Annotated in this window: 10 protein-coding genes, 1 other RNA gene and 1 pseudogene; all 12 read right to left on the reverse strand. The window is 55.5% G+C overall.

Annotation, left to right across the window (positions count from 1 at the left end; genetic code table 11):
• Positions 1 to 958: pseudogene (locus QZR18_RS02515) on the reverse strand (hypothetical protein); the annotation flags it as partial.
• A gap of 198 nt (positions 959 to 1,156) precedes the next feature.
• Positions 1,157 to 1,531: a transfer-messenger RNA gene (gene ssrA, locus QZR18_RS02520) on the reverse strand.
• Between the two features lie 204 nt (positions 1,532 to 1,735).
• Complete coding sequence (locus QZR18_RS02525; RefSeq protein ID WP_178704945.1) at positions 1,736 to 3,940, reverse strand: YhgE/Pip domain-containing protein; 2,205 nt, start codon at positions 3,938 to 3,940, stop codon at positions 1,736 to 1,738.
• The gene (locus QZR18_RS02530) at positions 3,937 to 6,537 is read right to left on the reverse strand and encodes a YhgE/Pip domain-containing protein (RefSeq protein WP_178704942.1); all 2,601 of its coding nucleotides are present in this window, start codon (positions 6,535 to 6,537) and stop codon (positions 3,937 to 3,939) included. The genes QZR18_RS02525 and QZR18_RS02530 overlap by 4 nt, the downstream gene beginning before the upstream one ends.
• An 82-nt stretch (positions 6,538 to 6,619) precedes the next feature.
• A complete protein-coding gene (gene smpB / locus QZR18_RS02535; protein WP_009408200.1) occupies positions 6,620 to 7,147 on the reverse strand; it encodes an SsrA-binding protein SmpB in 528 nt (175 codons plus the stop codon).
• Positions 7,148 to 7,187: 40 nt separating this feature from the next.
• Complete coding sequence (locus tag QZR18_RS02540) at positions 7,188 to 8,459, reverse strand: M23 family metallopeptidase (RefSeq protein WP_178704939.1); 1,272 nt, start codon at positions 8,457 to 8,459, stop codon at positions 7,188 to 7,190.
• 4 nt (positions 8,460 to 8,463) lie between these two features.
• Positions 8,464 to 9,378: a permease-like cell division protein FtsX gene (ftsX, locus tag QZR18_RS02545; protein WP_178704936.1), complete on the reverse strand. Its 915-nt coding sequence runs from the start codon at positions 9,376 to 9,378 to the stop codon at positions 8,464 to 8,466.
• The gene (gene ftsE / locus QZR18_RS02550; RefSeq protein ID WP_009408207.1) at positions 9,378 to 10,067 is read right to left on the reverse strand and encodes a cell division ATP-binding protein FtsE; all 690 of its coding nucleotides are present in this window, start codon (positions 10,065 to 10,067) and stop codon (positions 9,378 to 9,380) included. Before ftsE ends, ftsX begins: the two co-directional genes overlap by 1 nt.
• A 105-nt stretch (positions 10,068 to 10,172) precedes the next feature.
• The gene (prfB, locus tag QZR18_RS02555; RefSeq protein WP_178704932.1) at positions 10,173 to 11,300 is read right to left on the reverse strand and encodes a peptide chain release factor 2; all 1,128 of its coding nucleotides are present in this window, start codon (positions 11,298 to 11,300) and stop codon (positions 10,173 to 10,175) included.
• Between the two features lie 156 nt (positions 11,301 to 11,456).
• Entirely contained in the window at positions 11,457 to 12,599 is a 1,143-nt protein-coding gene (locus tag QZR18_RS02560) for an ABC transporter ATP-binding protein (RefSeq protein WP_178705378.1), read from the reverse strand.
• A gap of 21 nt (positions 12,600 to 12,620) precedes the next feature.
• Positions 12,621 to 14,390, reverse strand: a complete 1,770-nt coding sequence (locus QZR18_RS02565; RefSeq protein ID WP_291459082.1) for an iron ABC transporter permease — start codon at positions 14,388 to 14,390, stop codon at positions 12,621 to 12,623.
• Positions 14,391 to 14,528: 138 nt separating this feature from the next.
• Positions 14,529 to 15,587, reverse strand: coding sequence for an ABC transporter substrate-binding protein (locus tag QZR18_RS02570; RefSeq protein WP_178705381.1), 1,059 nt, complete (start codon positions 15,585 to 15,587; stop codon positions 14,529 to 14,531).
• Between the last annotated feature and the right edge of the window lie 63 nt (positions 15,588 to 15,650).

Genomic DNA, 15,650 nt, shown 5'->3' on the forward strand with positions numbered 1-15,650 from the left:
CATCAAACCGTGTCTGCGACATCGGGCGATCTGGATTGTGCACCGACGGGAAGAGCGGAGAAGCCTTTTTCCGGCCCACCCAGCTATCCAGGTGAGCGCGCACCTGGGCTGCGAGTTCCTCCGGAACGGCCAGCACACCCTCGCTGCCTGCCTTCGGGGCAGAGTAGGAGGCCCCGCCCCCATACGCCTTAGAGTTCCACTGCCTGCGGATATGCAGCACTGCGAGCCCTGGACTGTCGAGGCCCTCGAAGTCGCCTCGCTGCAGCCCGAGCACCTCGCCGAGGCGCAGGGACATGATGGCCGCGAGGTAGGCAGCCAGGGAGAACTGCTCGGGCAGAGCTTCAGCCAGGGCGCGCACCTGCTCAGGCGTGGCCACTTTGGAAGAGTCGAGGCCGCGTGCAACCTGTGGTTTAGGCACGTGGAGGCGGAAGGGGACGGCGGTCAGCCCGCCTTCGCCCTGGTCCACCGCTGCTAGATATAGGGAGCGAAGGACTCGCGAAACGTTGGTCCGCACGGCTGGAGTTTTACGGGAGCGGAGCAGGCGGTCTACGTCATCCTGGGAGACCTCGCCCAGCTTCTTCTTGCCCAGGGCCGGGAGGATATGGCGGGAAAGCGTGGAACGGTAGGTACGCAGCGTTCCGTCGCTTCGGCCCGTCTCGATCAGCTGGCCTAACCACTTCTCCGCCCAGGCGGAGACGGTGAGTTCTTTTTCTTCAAGAGCTTTCGCGGCAGCCAGGATAGCGGCTTCCCTGGCCCGCTCCGCCTCCCGCTCTGCTTTCACTTCTTCGGGCGACTTGTAGGCACCCCGCACCACGTCAGCCTTCGCGAGGGTGAGGGCGGCTTTAGCATCTGTGAGGTTGGTGTAGTCTCCCACTAGGTGACGTTTCCCTCCCACGCTGATCCTCACGCGGTAGAGTCCTCGGTGCATGACGATGCCCCTGGGCAGCTCGGCAGGCATAATTACCCCCATGGTCCGGGTGCCCTCTTTTACGGCACCACTGTGGTGCCATCATGGTACCGTTTTTGGTACCGTTTTGGTACCGTTTTTGTGTCCTCAAATGTCCTCTAATGTCCTCTAGTGTCCTTCGAGGCTTCCGGCTAAAACGTTGGTATTCCAACGAAAAACCCTGATTTTCTGAGGATCCGAAAACGGTACCAGTGGAGATGGGGGGAATCGAACCCCCGTCCAACAGCCGACCCCGAGGTCTTCTCCGAGCGCAGTCTGCGAATTATTTCTCAGCCCCTAGCATCATGCAGACCTGCTACCAGATAGGCTCAGTTGATTGAGCGTCGGAGCCGTCCTACCAACACGAACGGCACCCAGTGGCTTCCTAGACGACGCCAGACACCGGACCGGAAGCAACTTCCGGGCTGACGGACTAAAGGTTCACGCGGCAATCAGGCGGCGAGAACGTAGTCGGTGCGATTCTGTTCGGCACCTATTGGTTTGCACACATCGTTAACGAGTAGAGCATGCCTCCTCGGCTCGCTTCCCCTCGATCGACGACCGCTGTCGAAACCGATCATCCCCTATTGAGTTCTTCACTCACCGGCACCCTGCCACCGCAGCAGCACAAACACCGGACTTGAAATCATACGTCCCTGCAGCTGAGCTGGCAAGAGATTCCCGAGGCCGCGCCGCACGCAAGCCACGATATGTGCGGTTGTCCACCCCCTCCCCCACACGCAGGTAGCCGCGATGCCTTGGCCCGGCGAAGAAAAATCCCGGGAGGCTCTACATAAGCTTTGTGGACTCTAGCTTCTCAACCAAGAGTCGCGTCCTCTTGATAAGCAAAGGACGCAATCCAAAACCAAGCAGCGCTGCAACGACTACAAAAACACTCAGCAACAACATTGCATCAAGGTACTCACTGCCCGAGTACCCCGCGATCGAGGCACGCAGCGCCGTGATCCCATGTGTTGCCGGCAAGTACGGTGAAATCGAGCGGAAGAAACTCGGCAGAATATCCAAGGGGAAGGATCCTCCGGCACCCGTGATCTGTAAGACCAGGAATAGTACGCCTAGGGCTTTCCCCGCATTACCGAAAGTAGCGATGAAGGTGTAGAGCAGGAAAGAAAACACCAAAGCAATCGCCCACCCCGTAACGATCAATAGCCAGGGATGAACGTGCTGGATCTTCACAAAGAACAGCAAGCCCAAGCACATAATGGTGGCCTGGGTCAGAGCAAGCAGCCCGAAAATCATGTAGCGCCCAAGGAAGCCTTCCCACAGACCTACGCGACGCCTCTTGAAATACTCGACAGCTGGATGGGAAGAATCCAATCCCTCAACAACATTTTCTGTGGTTACATCACTGCGAATGGTGATGATCATGAGCACCGACCCCACCCACAGTGCGAGCGCCGTATAGAAGGGCGCCATCTGAGAACCAAAATTCTCGACCGGATACACCGCAATGGTAGTGACGCCCACGGGAGCCGCAAGAGCAACGGCCAGAGCCTGGGGATCTGAGCCAATGATGGTGCGGACCTGCGCAAGGTTCCCACTTTGCAAAGCATCATTCAACTTGTTGTGAACCTCTGCGATCTTTAGCGCGGCTTCGCGAAGTTGGTTTCCAATTCCACTAAACGTCAATTGAAGTTTCGATAGCCCCTCGCGAACTCCATTCGAGCCATCATTGACACTGGAGCTAGCTGCAGACAGCTGAGCGCGCAGATTTTCCATCGACGAGGTTGCTGAATTGATGGTTCCCGAAAGCTGTTCTAATTGCGGACGCAGGGAGGAATCAACATCGCTCTTCAAATTGGAGATAGCCGAGTGCGCTTGTCCAACGAGGTTCTTGACATCTTGGCGATTGGAGCCAGCGTCTGCGACGTTCTTTTCCATGTCATCAGCAAGCTTATTCATCGCATTCTGCAGCGCGCTCAGACGGTCAGCAGAAGCTTGCAGGCGATCCAGAACATCTTGAGAAATAGGTGTTCCCGGCAGATTTGCCAGCGTTTCCTTCACATGCAGGTACTGCGTCGATTGATTGCCCACCGACGAGGCCTGGGAACGCAAGGTCGCCACCGCCGAAGCGACGCTACTGCCGCCTCGGGAATACACATCATCAATGGATGCAGAAAGCACCTCGAGGGAATGAGCAGACGCACTCACGGCTGAGGAAAGGGCAAAGGCAGCTTGCGAAGCCCCAGCACTGATCTGATCAACGGAAGCCGAGGCGTTATTTGCCGCGCTCTCCAGCGGATCTCGGGCCTTCGAGGCATTGGCAATCATGGTCTGCGTAGAATCTACCAGCTGCACGGAGGAGGCGATGAGTCCGGCATAGGCATCTGCGCTGGTTGCCGCAGCGTTCAGGCGCTGTGAGGTCGACTCCAGGCGAGAGTTCAACGCCTGGATACCGCGAACATTTGTGGGATCAGAGAGCGAATCTGAAAGCGAAGAAGCCGTATCCACTGCAATTTCGGCAACAGTCTGCGCAAATATCTGGTTGATTTGCGCAGAAACGCGCTCTGCGCCTTGGCCGGTGATTTTTGGCGCCAAGCCATTCTTCTTTTCATTGATGTAGTAGGTCAGGGGCGTCGAATGCGCGTCACTGGAGAAGAAAGTCAGCATCTCTTGAGAGAAGTCTGAAGGGATAACAACCGCCGCGTAGTACTCCCCCGATCGCGTCTTCTCAATTGCTTGTTCTTCGCTATCAATCACCCAATTGAATTGCTCATTCGTCCGTAAAGCTGACACAACACGGTTACCGATATTGACCTCAAGGGGAATCAGATCAGACTTATACCCCTTGTCGGTATTGGCAATCGCGATCCGCAGGTTTTTTGTGTTGGCAAAAGGGTCCCATGACGCGGATATGTTGAACCACGCAAAGAATGACGGAAGAACAACCAGCCCAAGAATAACGACCATACTGATCACGCTTCGATGTGCTCGCGAAAGATCAGCGCGGAAGATTTCCCATACCGCTTTCATTTCTCGCCCCCTTCTTCCGCCGCTTCTTCGTCGCGCACAGAAGCGCTCTTCTTCACTGCCGAGGCGAAGAGTGCTGCTGCACCGTGAGCCCTCCGTTGCAAAAGCGAGCGTACATCGGAGTCATTCATATTCGTAAGCAACTGCTGACGTTCAAGAGACTCTCGAACAAACTCGACAGCAATCAAGAATGCGATAATCGCGAGGATCCACACAATCCACAATCCCAACATAATCGGCACTTCGGTCGCACTCGTAACAGATAAAACCGCAAGGAGAGCCGGAACGACAATCCCCAGAACCAGCGCTGCACGACGCATCCGCGGGTAACGACGTTCAAAGGTGCGCACGCGACGCGACACGGAACGTGAATACGAATCGTGGTCGGCAAGGACAGAGACGATCTGGGAAAGACGGAAACGCGAGGAGGGAAGGCGAGTGGCCTCGCTAATAAACAATCCAGACCGCGACAGATCACGGGTCACCATCGTGTTAAGGTTCACAAGATACGGACGCAAAGCAAGTCCGATGGTGAAAGAGATCGCGACGTGAATCGCCAGCACCCCAATTGCTCGAAGATACGCGTGGCCATAGAAGCCACCGACCGTTTCGCGCATCGCATTAATGCCATAGGTGAAGGGGAAAAGCGGATAGAGGAAACGGAAGAAGGAGGGCATCATTTCGATGGGATACAGGCCAGCAGAGCCCGGGATCTGCAGCATGACAATGACGACACAGAGGCCTTTACCAATGTGTTGGAAGCAAGTCGCCAACATATAAATAATCGAGAGGTAGGCCAGTGAACTGATCATCGCTGTCCCAACAAAAGCAAGCTTGGAGACAGTTTGGATCCCAATGATGAGATCTCCAATGGATACAACCACTGCCTGACCAAGAGCAAAGAGCGCCAGAAGCATCCAGCGCGACATATAACGCTGGACCGAGCTCATGGGACCGACTTCCTCGTCATCGACCTCGAGCTTCAAAATAACGACGAGAGAAAATGCACCGATCCACAACGCAAGGTTCGTAAAGAGCGGCGCCATTGCGGAGCCATATGTGGCAACTGGGAAGACGGCCTGGGTGTGGATCGAGGTCGGTGCGGCCATAAATTCAGCGATCTTTTCAGGATTAAGATTCATGGAGCCTGAAAGAGATTGAATCGCATTCGAGGAAGAAATCGCAGAGATATCTCCCTGTGCGCTTCCAAGATCATTCATCAATGCGCTGACGTTTGTCGCTGACTGCGCAAGAGTGGTCTTCGTGGAATCAAGAAGCGCAGTGAGCTGATCAAGCAGGCCATTCATCTGTTCTCGTTGACCTTGAAGCACGGCAATTGCGGAACGAAGATTCGCTGAGGCGCTCGACATTTGGTCCAGCGCATTGGAAATCGCGGGAAGTTGATCTCCGATACCCGAGCGCGCTTGAGCAGCGGAATTGCTCAGTGCTTGGCTGGAGTTTTGGAGTGTCGCGAGCGCTTGGGTGATCGAATTCGAGGTCGTCGCAAGGCTGCCGTTAAGAGTCGACAAGTTCGCCAGAGTTTGTCCAACCTGAGAATTTTGCGTGCTCAAGTCCTGCAAAGCTTGCGAGGCCGTGGGTAGTTGCGCGATTCCTAAGTTTTGAAGTTGGCGCAGGATGTCCCCATTGGTCTGGTTGATGGACTGCCCTTCTGTCAGGAGCCCATTAATCGTTGTCGTTGCGCCTTGCACTCCCCCGTTGAATGCTCCTCCTGCGGCCGATGCCTTCGCAGTGGCATCAGTAGCGTGATTCGCCAGCCCATCGAGCGCACCAGACATATTGGTGCTGAAAGTCGACAAAGTGGAGCGCGTGTCATTGACTAACTGATCTGCCTGAGACAGCGCGCTGTTGAGATCAGACAGGCTCGAATCGGCCGAATTCAACGAATTGCGTGCACCAGAAATCTTTTCCTTGGCCGCATCGATCCTGCCGTCCATTCCTTTAAGTGTCTGTTCAGCTTCCCCCAGCTGGTCGCGAGCTGCGGTGATCTTATCTTTAAGATCAGAACGGTTACCCTGCAAAATGCCAGAAATGGAGCGCCCTGTTGAAGAGATCTTTGCAGAAAGGGTCTGCGCAACGGTCGAGACAAAAGTCGAGTTGATCTGTTGGTCTAAGGAAGATGCGCCAGCTCCTGTGATTTTTGGAGCAATGGCGTTGTTGCGCTCATTCACGTAGTACTGCACGTTTGGCTTTGAATAGGTGCCGTCAACAATGCCCGTTAGTTTTTGAGAAAAGTCTGAGGGGATGACGATCGCTGCATACGCGTGGCCCCGCTCAACATCTTTTTGTGCTTGATCGGCAGAAACGAAATACCAACCCAGCTGGTCATTCGCGCGTAGTTGATTTTCTACCGTGGCCCCGACGTTAATAAAACCGATGATGTCTTTCGTCGCACCCTGATCTTCATTGGCCACCGCAACCCTGATCTTGCCGGTATTGGAATAGGGATCCCAAAATCCGACGATGTTAAACCAGGCATACAGTGCGGGTACGAAGAGAAGACCGACAATGACAATCCACGCGGCAGGTACGGTTACCATCCGCCGTATATCTCGCTTGAGCGATCGCACAACAGGCTTCATCAACGCTCCTCAAAAAGAACAGGCTGCGTACCCTCCCAAATAGGGGGGCACACAGCACTTCCTCGTCAGCGCGTCGCCGAGATCAGCGACGTGCTTGTTTGACATAGCGACGCATCGCGCGCTCTGCCTCACGCTGGTCCTGTTTTTCACGCAGGGCCTGACGTTTATCCCACTCTTGTTTACCGCGAGCAAGGGCGATCTCAACCTTTGCGCGGCCGCCAATGAAGTACAGCTCAAGGGGAACGATGGTGTATCCCTTGGCAGACGACTTATCGGCCAAAGTGGAAATCTGACTGCTATGCAGCAGTAGCTTCCTCTTTCGCGTCGGAGCGTGGTTGGTCCACGAACCCTGGGCATACATGGGGATATTCGCCCCGTACAGCCAGGCCTCGCCGTTCTTAATCTCTACCCACGCATCAACAAGCGACGCGCGGCCCATACGCAGGGCTTTCACTTCGGTACCCGAAAGGACCATGCCGGCCTCCCACGTATCTTCAATGAGATAGTCGTGGCGAGCCTTCTTATTGCGCGCAATTGTTTTCTTCGCGTCCGAGGCGGCCTTACGCTTCTCGGATTCGGTAGGCTTTGGCTTCTTCCATTCCTTCGGCATAAGCACCCCCTCAGTGAGAAATTACAGGAGAACTATTGTCCTACAAGTAATCCAGAGGTTCAACATCAGCACCATTGCGCATGACGGACAGGTGCAGGTGGCAGCCGGTGGCGTATCCGGTAGCACCAACCCAGCCCAGAACCGTATCGCGTCCAACGTGCTGACCAACATAAACATTGGTGGACTGCATATGAACATACGCGGTCGACATGGACGCGCCATTCATCATCCCGTGGTTCACGTAGACAACGTTCCCGCCAGCGGTTTCAACGGTGACAGCGGTGACAACGCCTTCGGCAACCGGATAAATTTCAGTACCGCAGTTTGCCGCAAAGTCTGTTCCATTGTGATAGCGAGAGATTCCAAGGACAGGGTGGACGCGCCACCCGAATGGTGACGTCACGACCAGCGGAACCGGAAGGGGGCTCGAAAAGTTCGAGGAGGAGGTATAGCGCCTATTCTGGCGGCGGTTCTCTTCATCGATCGCAGCGAGCTTCGAGGTCGCATCTTGGTATTCGCGCTGCCACTGGCCAAGTTGTTCTTCAGCCTGAGCCTTCTGCGCATCCCACTGGGCGCGTTTTTCTTCCGAGGTCTTCTTCAGTTCGTCAAGTTCGCGCAGTTTTGTTTCCGCAGTGTTCTTTGCGCTCTCAGCTTCTTCCGAGGCCTTACGTGCTTTCTCCTCTAGAGAGGAAATTCGCGAAGTGACGGCGTCTTGCCTACTCTGCTGGTTACGTGTCGCTGCCTGCATATCCATTGCTTGACTGAGCGCACTATCTTGAGCGCGTGTCATTGCATCCGCCGCGGCTGCACGATCAGCAATTTCCTCGGTTCCCGAAGACGACAGCGCGATCAGAAGGGGCGAGCTCACTCCCCCAGACTGATACATCTCGCGCGCCAATGCGCCCACAGCTTTTTGAGATTCCTCTTGCTGTTTGCGTGCTTTCTCCATCGCAGTGTTGAGACGAGCAACTTCTGCCTGAGCTGCATCCAGTTGTGCCTGTGCAACATCATGCTCACGCTTGGCACCCTCGTAGCGTTCATTAGCAGTGTCAAGCTCAGCCTGAGCAACAGGGATCTGTGCATTCGCAGTTTCAAGGTCTAAGTAAACCTGGGCGAGCGAAGCATCCAAACCCTCAAGGTTGTTGCGAAGCTCTTGCACGTGCTGCGCGGACTCGCGCTGAGCCTGGGCAACGCGGTCACGGTCTTCATCCGCAAAAGCGGGTGGTACCAGAGCTAGGGGCGCTGCAACAACAAGCAAGGCCACCGCACTGGTAACTCCCGTTGAAAAACCGTGAGAACGCGTCTTTGCCATAGGATCAGATCTTCGTGTACTTCGCCAGTGAGAATGCGGATGCCGACAGTGCAAGGAGCACCGCAGCAACGATGAGGATCGGCGACATGATCCACACCTCACGCATGCCAATAAAGTTCGTCCAACGGAAAGCCTGCGCAAGCCACTGATTCACCAGGACGTGAACACCGACAAACAGGGTTCCCACTGCCAAGAGAGCACCGACCACCGCAGCAATCGCGCCCTCAATCATGAAGGGAGCTTGAATAAACAGGTTTGAGGCACCAACCAGTCGCATGATGGAGGTTTCGCGTTCACGGCTCATCGCGGACAGACGAATAGTGGTCGTAATAAGCAAGACCGCGGCGACGATCATGACGCCCGCCAAGCCCAGCGACAGGCCTCGGGCCTTACCCAAAACCTGGAATAGGGGCTCAACAATCTCACGCTGATCCTTCACAACGGATACACCCGCTGAACCGGTGAATTCGTCTCGAATAATGCCGAATTGCTCGGGATTGACCAGCTTGACGCGGAAAGAAACCTGCATCATGTCCTCGGTCGTCCACTGACCCAGCGGAGAATTACCGTAGATCTTCACGAAGTTCTTAAAGGCCTCAGCCTTTGATTCTTCGTAGACGTCCTTAACGTAGGGAGCCAGCTCCGCCGAACGGAGCTTATCGCGCACCGCCGCAATCTGTGTTTCCGTTGCCTCTTGGTTGTTGCAGCTCGGAGTCTGGTCATTGTTGGCACACATGTAGATCGATACCTCGATCTTGTCGTACCACTGACTCTTCATTCGCGAGACCTGCATCTGCGAAAGGCCTGCAATACCCACAAACAGCAGGGATACGAAGGTGACGATCACCACGGCAACAGACATCGCGCGATTTCGCGACAGACCCTTGCCAACTTCCGAAAGAATAAAACGTAACTTCATTACTTCACCGCCCCATACACGCCGCTGTTCTGATCACGAGCAACCGTTCCATCGTGCAATTCAATGACGCGCATACGCATCTGGTTCACGATTGCAGCGTCGTGCGTTGCCATAACAACCGTGGTCCCATTGCGGTTAATACGATCCAGCAAACGCATGATTCCAAGCGAGGTATCCGGGTCCAAGTTACCGGTCGGCTCATCTGCAAGAAGCAACTCGGGACGGTTCACCATCGCGCGTGCAATTGCCACACGCTGTTCTTCACCACCGGAAAGCTCATGGGGAAGGCGCTTTTCTTTACCGGCCAAACCGACCAGTTCCAGAACATCGGGAACCTGGGTTTCAATAGCATGGCGAGGCTTACCGATGACCTCCATCGCCAGAGCAACGTTCTCATATACGGTCTTTGAAGGCAGCAAACGGAAATCCTGGAACACGGTGCCGACCTGGCGTCGTAGCTTAGGAACCGACCAACGCGAGAGTTTACCCACGTCATGGCCGAGGACCCACACCTTTCCTGACGTCGCACGAATTTCCCTCATGGTGAGTTGAAGGAAGGTGGACTTACCGGAACCGGACTTTCCCACGAGGAAGACGAACTCTCCGCGCTTCACTTCAAGGGAAACATCATCTAATGCCGGACGCGCACCAGGCTGATACACCATGGTGACGTGATCAAATCGAATCATGAGCCGTCTCTGATTGGGGTTATGGTCCCTTTTACCCTATGCAGCTCGGGCCTCAAAACTTAGGCGACACGCGCAAAAGCCCGGGCTAGGCCCGGGCTTTTCGCATCAGTCTTGATTCTGTTGGTTCTTACGCCAACGAATTCCGGCGTTGATAAAGCCGTCGATATCACCATCGAAGACGTTTTGAGGATTGCCGGATTCGTATTCGGTACGCAGGTCCTTCACCATCTGGTAGGGCTGCAAGACGTAGGAGCGCATCTGGTCACCCCACGAGGCCTTCACATCACCCGCGAGCTCCTTCTTCTTCGCCTGCTCTTCCTCGTGGCGGAGCACAAGAAGGCGAGACTGCAGAACTCGAAGAGCTGCCGCACGGTTTTGAATCTGTGACTTTTCGTCCTGCATCGAAACGACAATACCCGTCGGGATGTGAGTCATTCGAACGGCGGAGTCTGTCGTATTCACCGACTGACCACCGGGACCGGAGGAACGGAAGACATCGACCTTCAGTTCAGACTCGGGAATTTCAATATGGTCCGTCGACTCGATCAGAGGAATAACCTCAACGGCCGCGAAAGAAGTCTGGCGGCGTCCCTGGTTATCGAAGGGGCTGATACGCACGAGGCGGTGGGTGCCGGCCTCGACCGAAAGAGTTCCGTAGGCGTAAGGAGCTTGGACCTCAAAGGTTGCGGACTTTAAGCCAGCTTCTTCTGCGTAGGAAGTATCCATAACCTTCGTCGGATACCCGTGGCGTTCTGCCCAGCGCAGGTACATGCGCAGCAGGATCTCAGCGAAATCTGCAGCATCCACGCCGCCAGCGCCGCTTCGGATGGTGATGACTGCGTTGCGCTCGTCATATTCACCGTCAAGAAGAGTGCGGATCTCAAGGGCGGACATGTCGTCCTTCAATGAGGCGAGGTCAGATTCAGCCTCGGCAAAAATATCTTCCGCGTCCGCAGGATCGCTCTCAGCGGTCTCGTGGGCCATGTCAACAATCGCCTCGAGGTCGTCAATGCGTTCTTCCATTGCCAGAACACGATCGAGCTCGCTCTGACGGTGCGACAGCTGTGAAGTCACTTCCTGCGCATGCGCGGGGTCATCCCACAGGTCAGGAGCAGCTGCCTTCTGCGACAGCTCCGCAATTTGGGCGCGAAGACGCTCGGGCTGCACAACGGCGGAAATATTTTCCATCGTCGTACGCAAGGACTGGATCTCTTCAGAAAACTCAATGGCCACGTCTAAAGGGTAGCCGATTCATCTAATTATTGACGAGGCCGGGGCCGGGTGAGGGATAATCACTCCCCTCACCCGGCCCCGGGCCGTGCCGTTATTTCATTGTATGAACGCCTCTACGGCGCTTCCGCCTGCATTCAGGAGAATGCGTCTAGCAGTTCAGGAGGCCAGCTGGCCAGAAGGCAAGAGCCACGCCTTTTCGGCCTCGATTCCGAGGCGCACATACTGCCCTTCTTCGAGAAGGTCCTCTGCACGCGGATCGGAGACCACACACACCAGCGAGCCACACTCAGTTTCAATCTCGTACTCAACGGTTTCGCCGTAGAAGATCGAGGTAACAACTTGACCCAGCGAACCGGTCAGTGTCGCAGGCTTTTCATCGGTTGCGGAAATACGCATGGATTCAGGACGAACCAGAACAACCAGGTCATCGCCCGAGCGAACGGCTTCCTTTGCGCTCTCTGCAGCGTGGACATTGAGCTGCTGGCCCAGAGCCTCAATCTGAACCTTGCCGTCCTCGCCGACTTCACTGGCCTTTGCGGGAACGAAGTTCGCGCGACCAACGAAGTCAGCAACAAAAACGCTGGCCGGGTGCAGGTAGATCTCTTCGGGGGTATCCGCCTGTTCGATTCGTCCCGCATTCATCACGACAATGCGGTCAGACATTGCCATTGCTTCGGACTGATCGTGCGTGACGTACACGGAGGAAATCCCCAGACGCTTTTGCATCCGACGGATCTCCACGCGCATCTTCACACGCAGCTTTGCATCCAAGTTCGACAAAGGCTCATCGAAGAGTAGAACCTTCGGACGCACAACCATCGCTCGGGCCAATGCAACACGCTGCTGCTGGCCACCGGAAAGCTGGGAAGGAGCGCGATCCGCCATCGCGGTCAGGTTCATTGCCGCAAGTGCGATATCAACCTCTTCCTTAATTTCCGCTGCGCTTTTCTTACGCAGATGAAGGCCGTAGGCAACGTTTTCACGCACACTCAGGTGCGGGAACAATGCGTAGGACTGGAACACCATGGACATCGGGCGCTTGTTCGGCGGAATAACCACCATGTTTTCGCCATCGAGCATGACCTGACCCGAAGTCGCATCTTCGAAGCCCGCGATCATACGCAGGGTTGTGGTCTTACCACAACCCGAGGGTCCCAGAAGGGTAATGAATTCACCGGGGTGAATATCCAGGTTGATGTGATCAACCGCGGTGACCTCGGAAGCGGTGTTCGAGAAGGTCTTGGTCAGCTCCACCAGGGACAGGCGGCCGGGAGCATTTGTGTCATTCGTATTCGACATGGGTCTTTCCTTTGTCAACAATTACATGCCCGCGCCATTGGTGGCGGTGACAGATTTATCTCGAACAAGAACATTTGTTAGGCCGATAACAGCCATCACGATGACGATCAAGATCGTGCAGAAGGCAAAAGCGTTACCGAAACGGCCCGCATCAACCTCAGCAAGAATCTGAGAGGTCATGATCTTCGTCTTAGGAGTCGTGATGAAAATGATGGGCGACAGCGTCGTCATGGATCGCGCAAATGCATAAGTCAAGCCAGCGATGAATGCCGGACGAATCAGAGGAAGCGTCACCTTCATAAAGGTGTGCAAGCCCGATGCACCCAAGGAGGTTGAGGCCTCGTCAATCGAATGGTCGACCTGGTGGAGAGAAGCAATACCGGAACGCTGGCCCGAGGGCATCGAACGCGCAACGTAAACCATAATGATCGCCAGGGCACCACCAAAGACGGCGGAGCCACCCGCGAGCGCGGGCATCAGCATGAGTTTTCCGCCGACAATGATCGGCTTGTTATAGGTGATGAGGTAACCAATACCCAGAACCGTACCGGGAACAGACAGGCCGAGCATGCCCAGGAAGTCCATGAAGCCGGCCGAGGCCTTCAGACGCACGACCACCAGCCATGCAACAACCATGCCCAAGACGCCAGCAATGGGCGTTGCGATCAGAGCCAAGATGGTCGTGTCGATGATGGCATCATTGCCAATGCCCGAGAGCACGTACTTGAAGTTCTTCAGCGTGAAGGTGTTGTCCACGCCCAAGATCGAGACGAAGGCTCCGACAATAACCGTTGCGTAGATAGTGACAACGAAAGCTGCCAGCAGCAAGGTTGCAATTCCCAGTGGGATGCGCGCCTTCATTGAGCGAACCATACGGACCTTGCCGGTCGGCTTGCCCGTCACGGTAACCGTTGAGGAGCGTCCTGACCAGTAGCGCTGTAGAAGGAAGACAAGTAGCGCAGGAACCAGAAGGATCAATGAGTATGCCGAGCCCGCAGCCGTGTTGTATTCGCCGTTAACAGCGATGTACGCGCGCGAGGCCAGAACGGTGAAGTCGCCGCCGATGACCAGCGGGTTCGCCAGGTCAGCAATGGCCTCGACGAAAAGAAGAAGGAAGGAAGCGGCAAAACCGGGGACGAGCATCGGAAGCGTGACGGTACGGAAGATAGTCCACGATGACGCGCCCAAGGAAGCGGCGGCCTCTTCCATCGCCGGGTCAAGGTTCTTAAGCATTCCGAGCATATTCATGTATGCGACAGGGAAGAAGGAAAGAGACAAAACCAGTGTCAGGCCTGAGAGGCCATAAATATTCCACTGTTGTCCCAGAACCTGCGTCGAGATCAAGCCGTTACGACCGAACAGGGTGATGACCGATGTTGCCACAGCGAAAGGCGGCGAGACGATCGGGATCATGCAGATCAGGTGGAGGATCTTCTTACCTGGGATATCGACTCGCGCCTGCACGTAGGCGAAGAAGAAACCAGCAAGAGTGCCGATCAAGCCAACAACCAGGCCCAAAACGATCGTGTTCAGTGCAATCGTTCGGTTCGTTGTCGAACTGGCGAAGGAGGTCAAAACCTTCAGGCCATCAGTTGAGAAGGCTCGCGCCAGGATCGTAACCAGCGGCAGCAAGACCAGAAGGAAGAGAACTGCTGTAATGATCGCGACGATCGCAACCGTCACAGGGTCGCGACGCACCTTCGTTCGTTTTTTCTTTCCCGAGGCCACGGCTTGCGCCTGCGGGGTTTGCGCCCCTTGGGTGCGTGGTGGCGCAACTGTCTCCACTGACATTGGTTATCCGATCTCTCCAAGTACCCGCGTAACGCGGAAAAGTCCCTGTTGATGCGCATGTCCTTCAGTGGACACGCGAAGAAAGAGGGAGGGGATGGAACAGGGACATGGAAAGAACCATCCCCTCCCTATGCACCACTACTGGCGCGGCTTTGCGGCAACCTCTTCATCGAAACGCTTGGTCAGCTCGGGCTTTGCGGCCGCTGCTGCAGCGAAGTCGTAATCGATCAGGTTGATCTCATCGAGCTTGGCCATCTTGTCGTTGGTCTTTGCATTCGGGTTGGTCAGAATCTGGTTCGATCCAACGGTCTGGCCAAGGTTCTGAGCGTCAGCTGAGATTGCCCAGTCGATGTACTTCTTGGCGGCCTCGGAGTGCTTCGAGTTCTTCACCAAAGCGACGCCACCGATCTCGTAGCCGGTACCTTCCTTGGGGAAGGAAACAACGAGGTCCTTCATACCCTCATCGCGGTACTTGACGCAGTCGTGAGAGAAGACCAGGCCCACTGCGACCTCGCCGCGCCCTGCGATCTGACCGGGGGCAGTACCGGACTTGGTGTACTGCAGGACATTTGCGTGCATCTTCTTCATGTAGTCGAGACCGGCATCCTCGCTACCGCGAAGAACAACCTGGGTCCACAGTGTCGTGAACGCAGTACCCGAGGTCGAGGGGTGTGCCGTGGAAACCTGGCCCTTGAGTTCAGGCTTGAGAAGGTCATCCCAGGACTGAGGAACCTGGAGACCCTTTTCTTCAAGAACCTTCTGGTTCGAGCAGAATCCCAGAACACCGACGTAGACACCGGTCCAGTAGTGCTTCGGGTCCTTGTACTTATCCGGGATTTCCTTAGCGGTGGGCGAATCATAGGCCTCGATCAGGCCCTTACCTGCAGCTGCACCATAGCCGTCAACCGGGCCACCATGCCAGACATCAAACTCTGGGTTGTCCTTCGCGGAGTCCAGACGAGCGACGGTCTCACCGGAGGAAAGGCGAACGTAGGTTGCCTTAATTCCGGTCTGTTGAGAGAAGGTCTCTGTCCACTTCTGGCAGAGGTCTTCCATTGCGCCGCAAGCAACTGTAATGGAATCCGAAGATCCGCTTTCGCTACTACCTGAGGATGCTGAGTCATTCACAACACACCCGGAAAGTGCTAGTGCACCCGCCGCGCTGAATGCTGCAAGGGAGATGAAGCTCTTCTTCATCGGATTCTCCTTTGAATCGAGGGTTTGCACGGGGCTGTCACTATGCTCGTGCGCTCTTGGCTT

The organism is uncultured Actinomyces sp. (assembly GCA_900541895.1).
Lineage (GTDB): Bacteria > Actinomycetota > Actinomycetes > Actinomycetales > Actinomycetaceae > Pauljensenia.

Bases quoted from the DNA above. Each gene is read 5' to 3' on its own strand.
- ftsX (WP_178704936.1), bottom strand. From the start codon at position 9,378: ATGAAGTTACGTTTTATTCTTTCGGAAGTTGGCAAGGGTCTGTCGCGA.
- QZR18_RS02540 (WP_178704939.1), bottom strand. From the start codon at position 8,459: ATGGCAAAGACGCGTTCTCACGGTTTTTCAACGGGAGTTACCAGTGCG.
- QZR18_RS02525 (WP_178704945.1), bottom strand. From the start codon at position 3,940: ATGAAAGCGGTATGGGAAATCTTCCGCGCTGATCTTTCGCGAGCACAT.
- QZR18_RS02565 (WP_291459082.1), bottom strand. From the start codon at position 14,390: ATGTCAGTGGAGACAGTTGCGCCACCACGCACCCAAGGGGCGCAAACC.
- smpB (WP_009408200.1), bottom strand. From the start codon at position 7,147: ATGCCGAAGGAATGGAAGAAGCCAAAGCCTACCGAATCCGAGAAGCGT.
- QZR18_RS02530 (WP_178704942.1), bottom strand. From the start codon at position 6,537: ATGAAGCCTGTTGTGCGATCGCTCAAGCGAGATATACGGCGGATGGTA.
- ftsE (WP_009408207.1), bottom strand. From the start codon at position 10,067: ATGATTCGATTTGATCACGTCACCATGGTGTATCAGCCTGGTGCGCGT.
- QZR18_RS02560 (WP_178705378.1), bottom strand. From the start codon at position 12,599: ATGTCGAATACGAATGACACAAATGCTCCCGGCCGCCTGTCCCTGGTG.
- QZR18_RS02570 (WP_178705381.1), bottom strand. From the start codon at position 15,587: ATGAAGAAGAGCTTCATCTCCCTTGCAGCATTCAGCGCGGCGGGTGCA.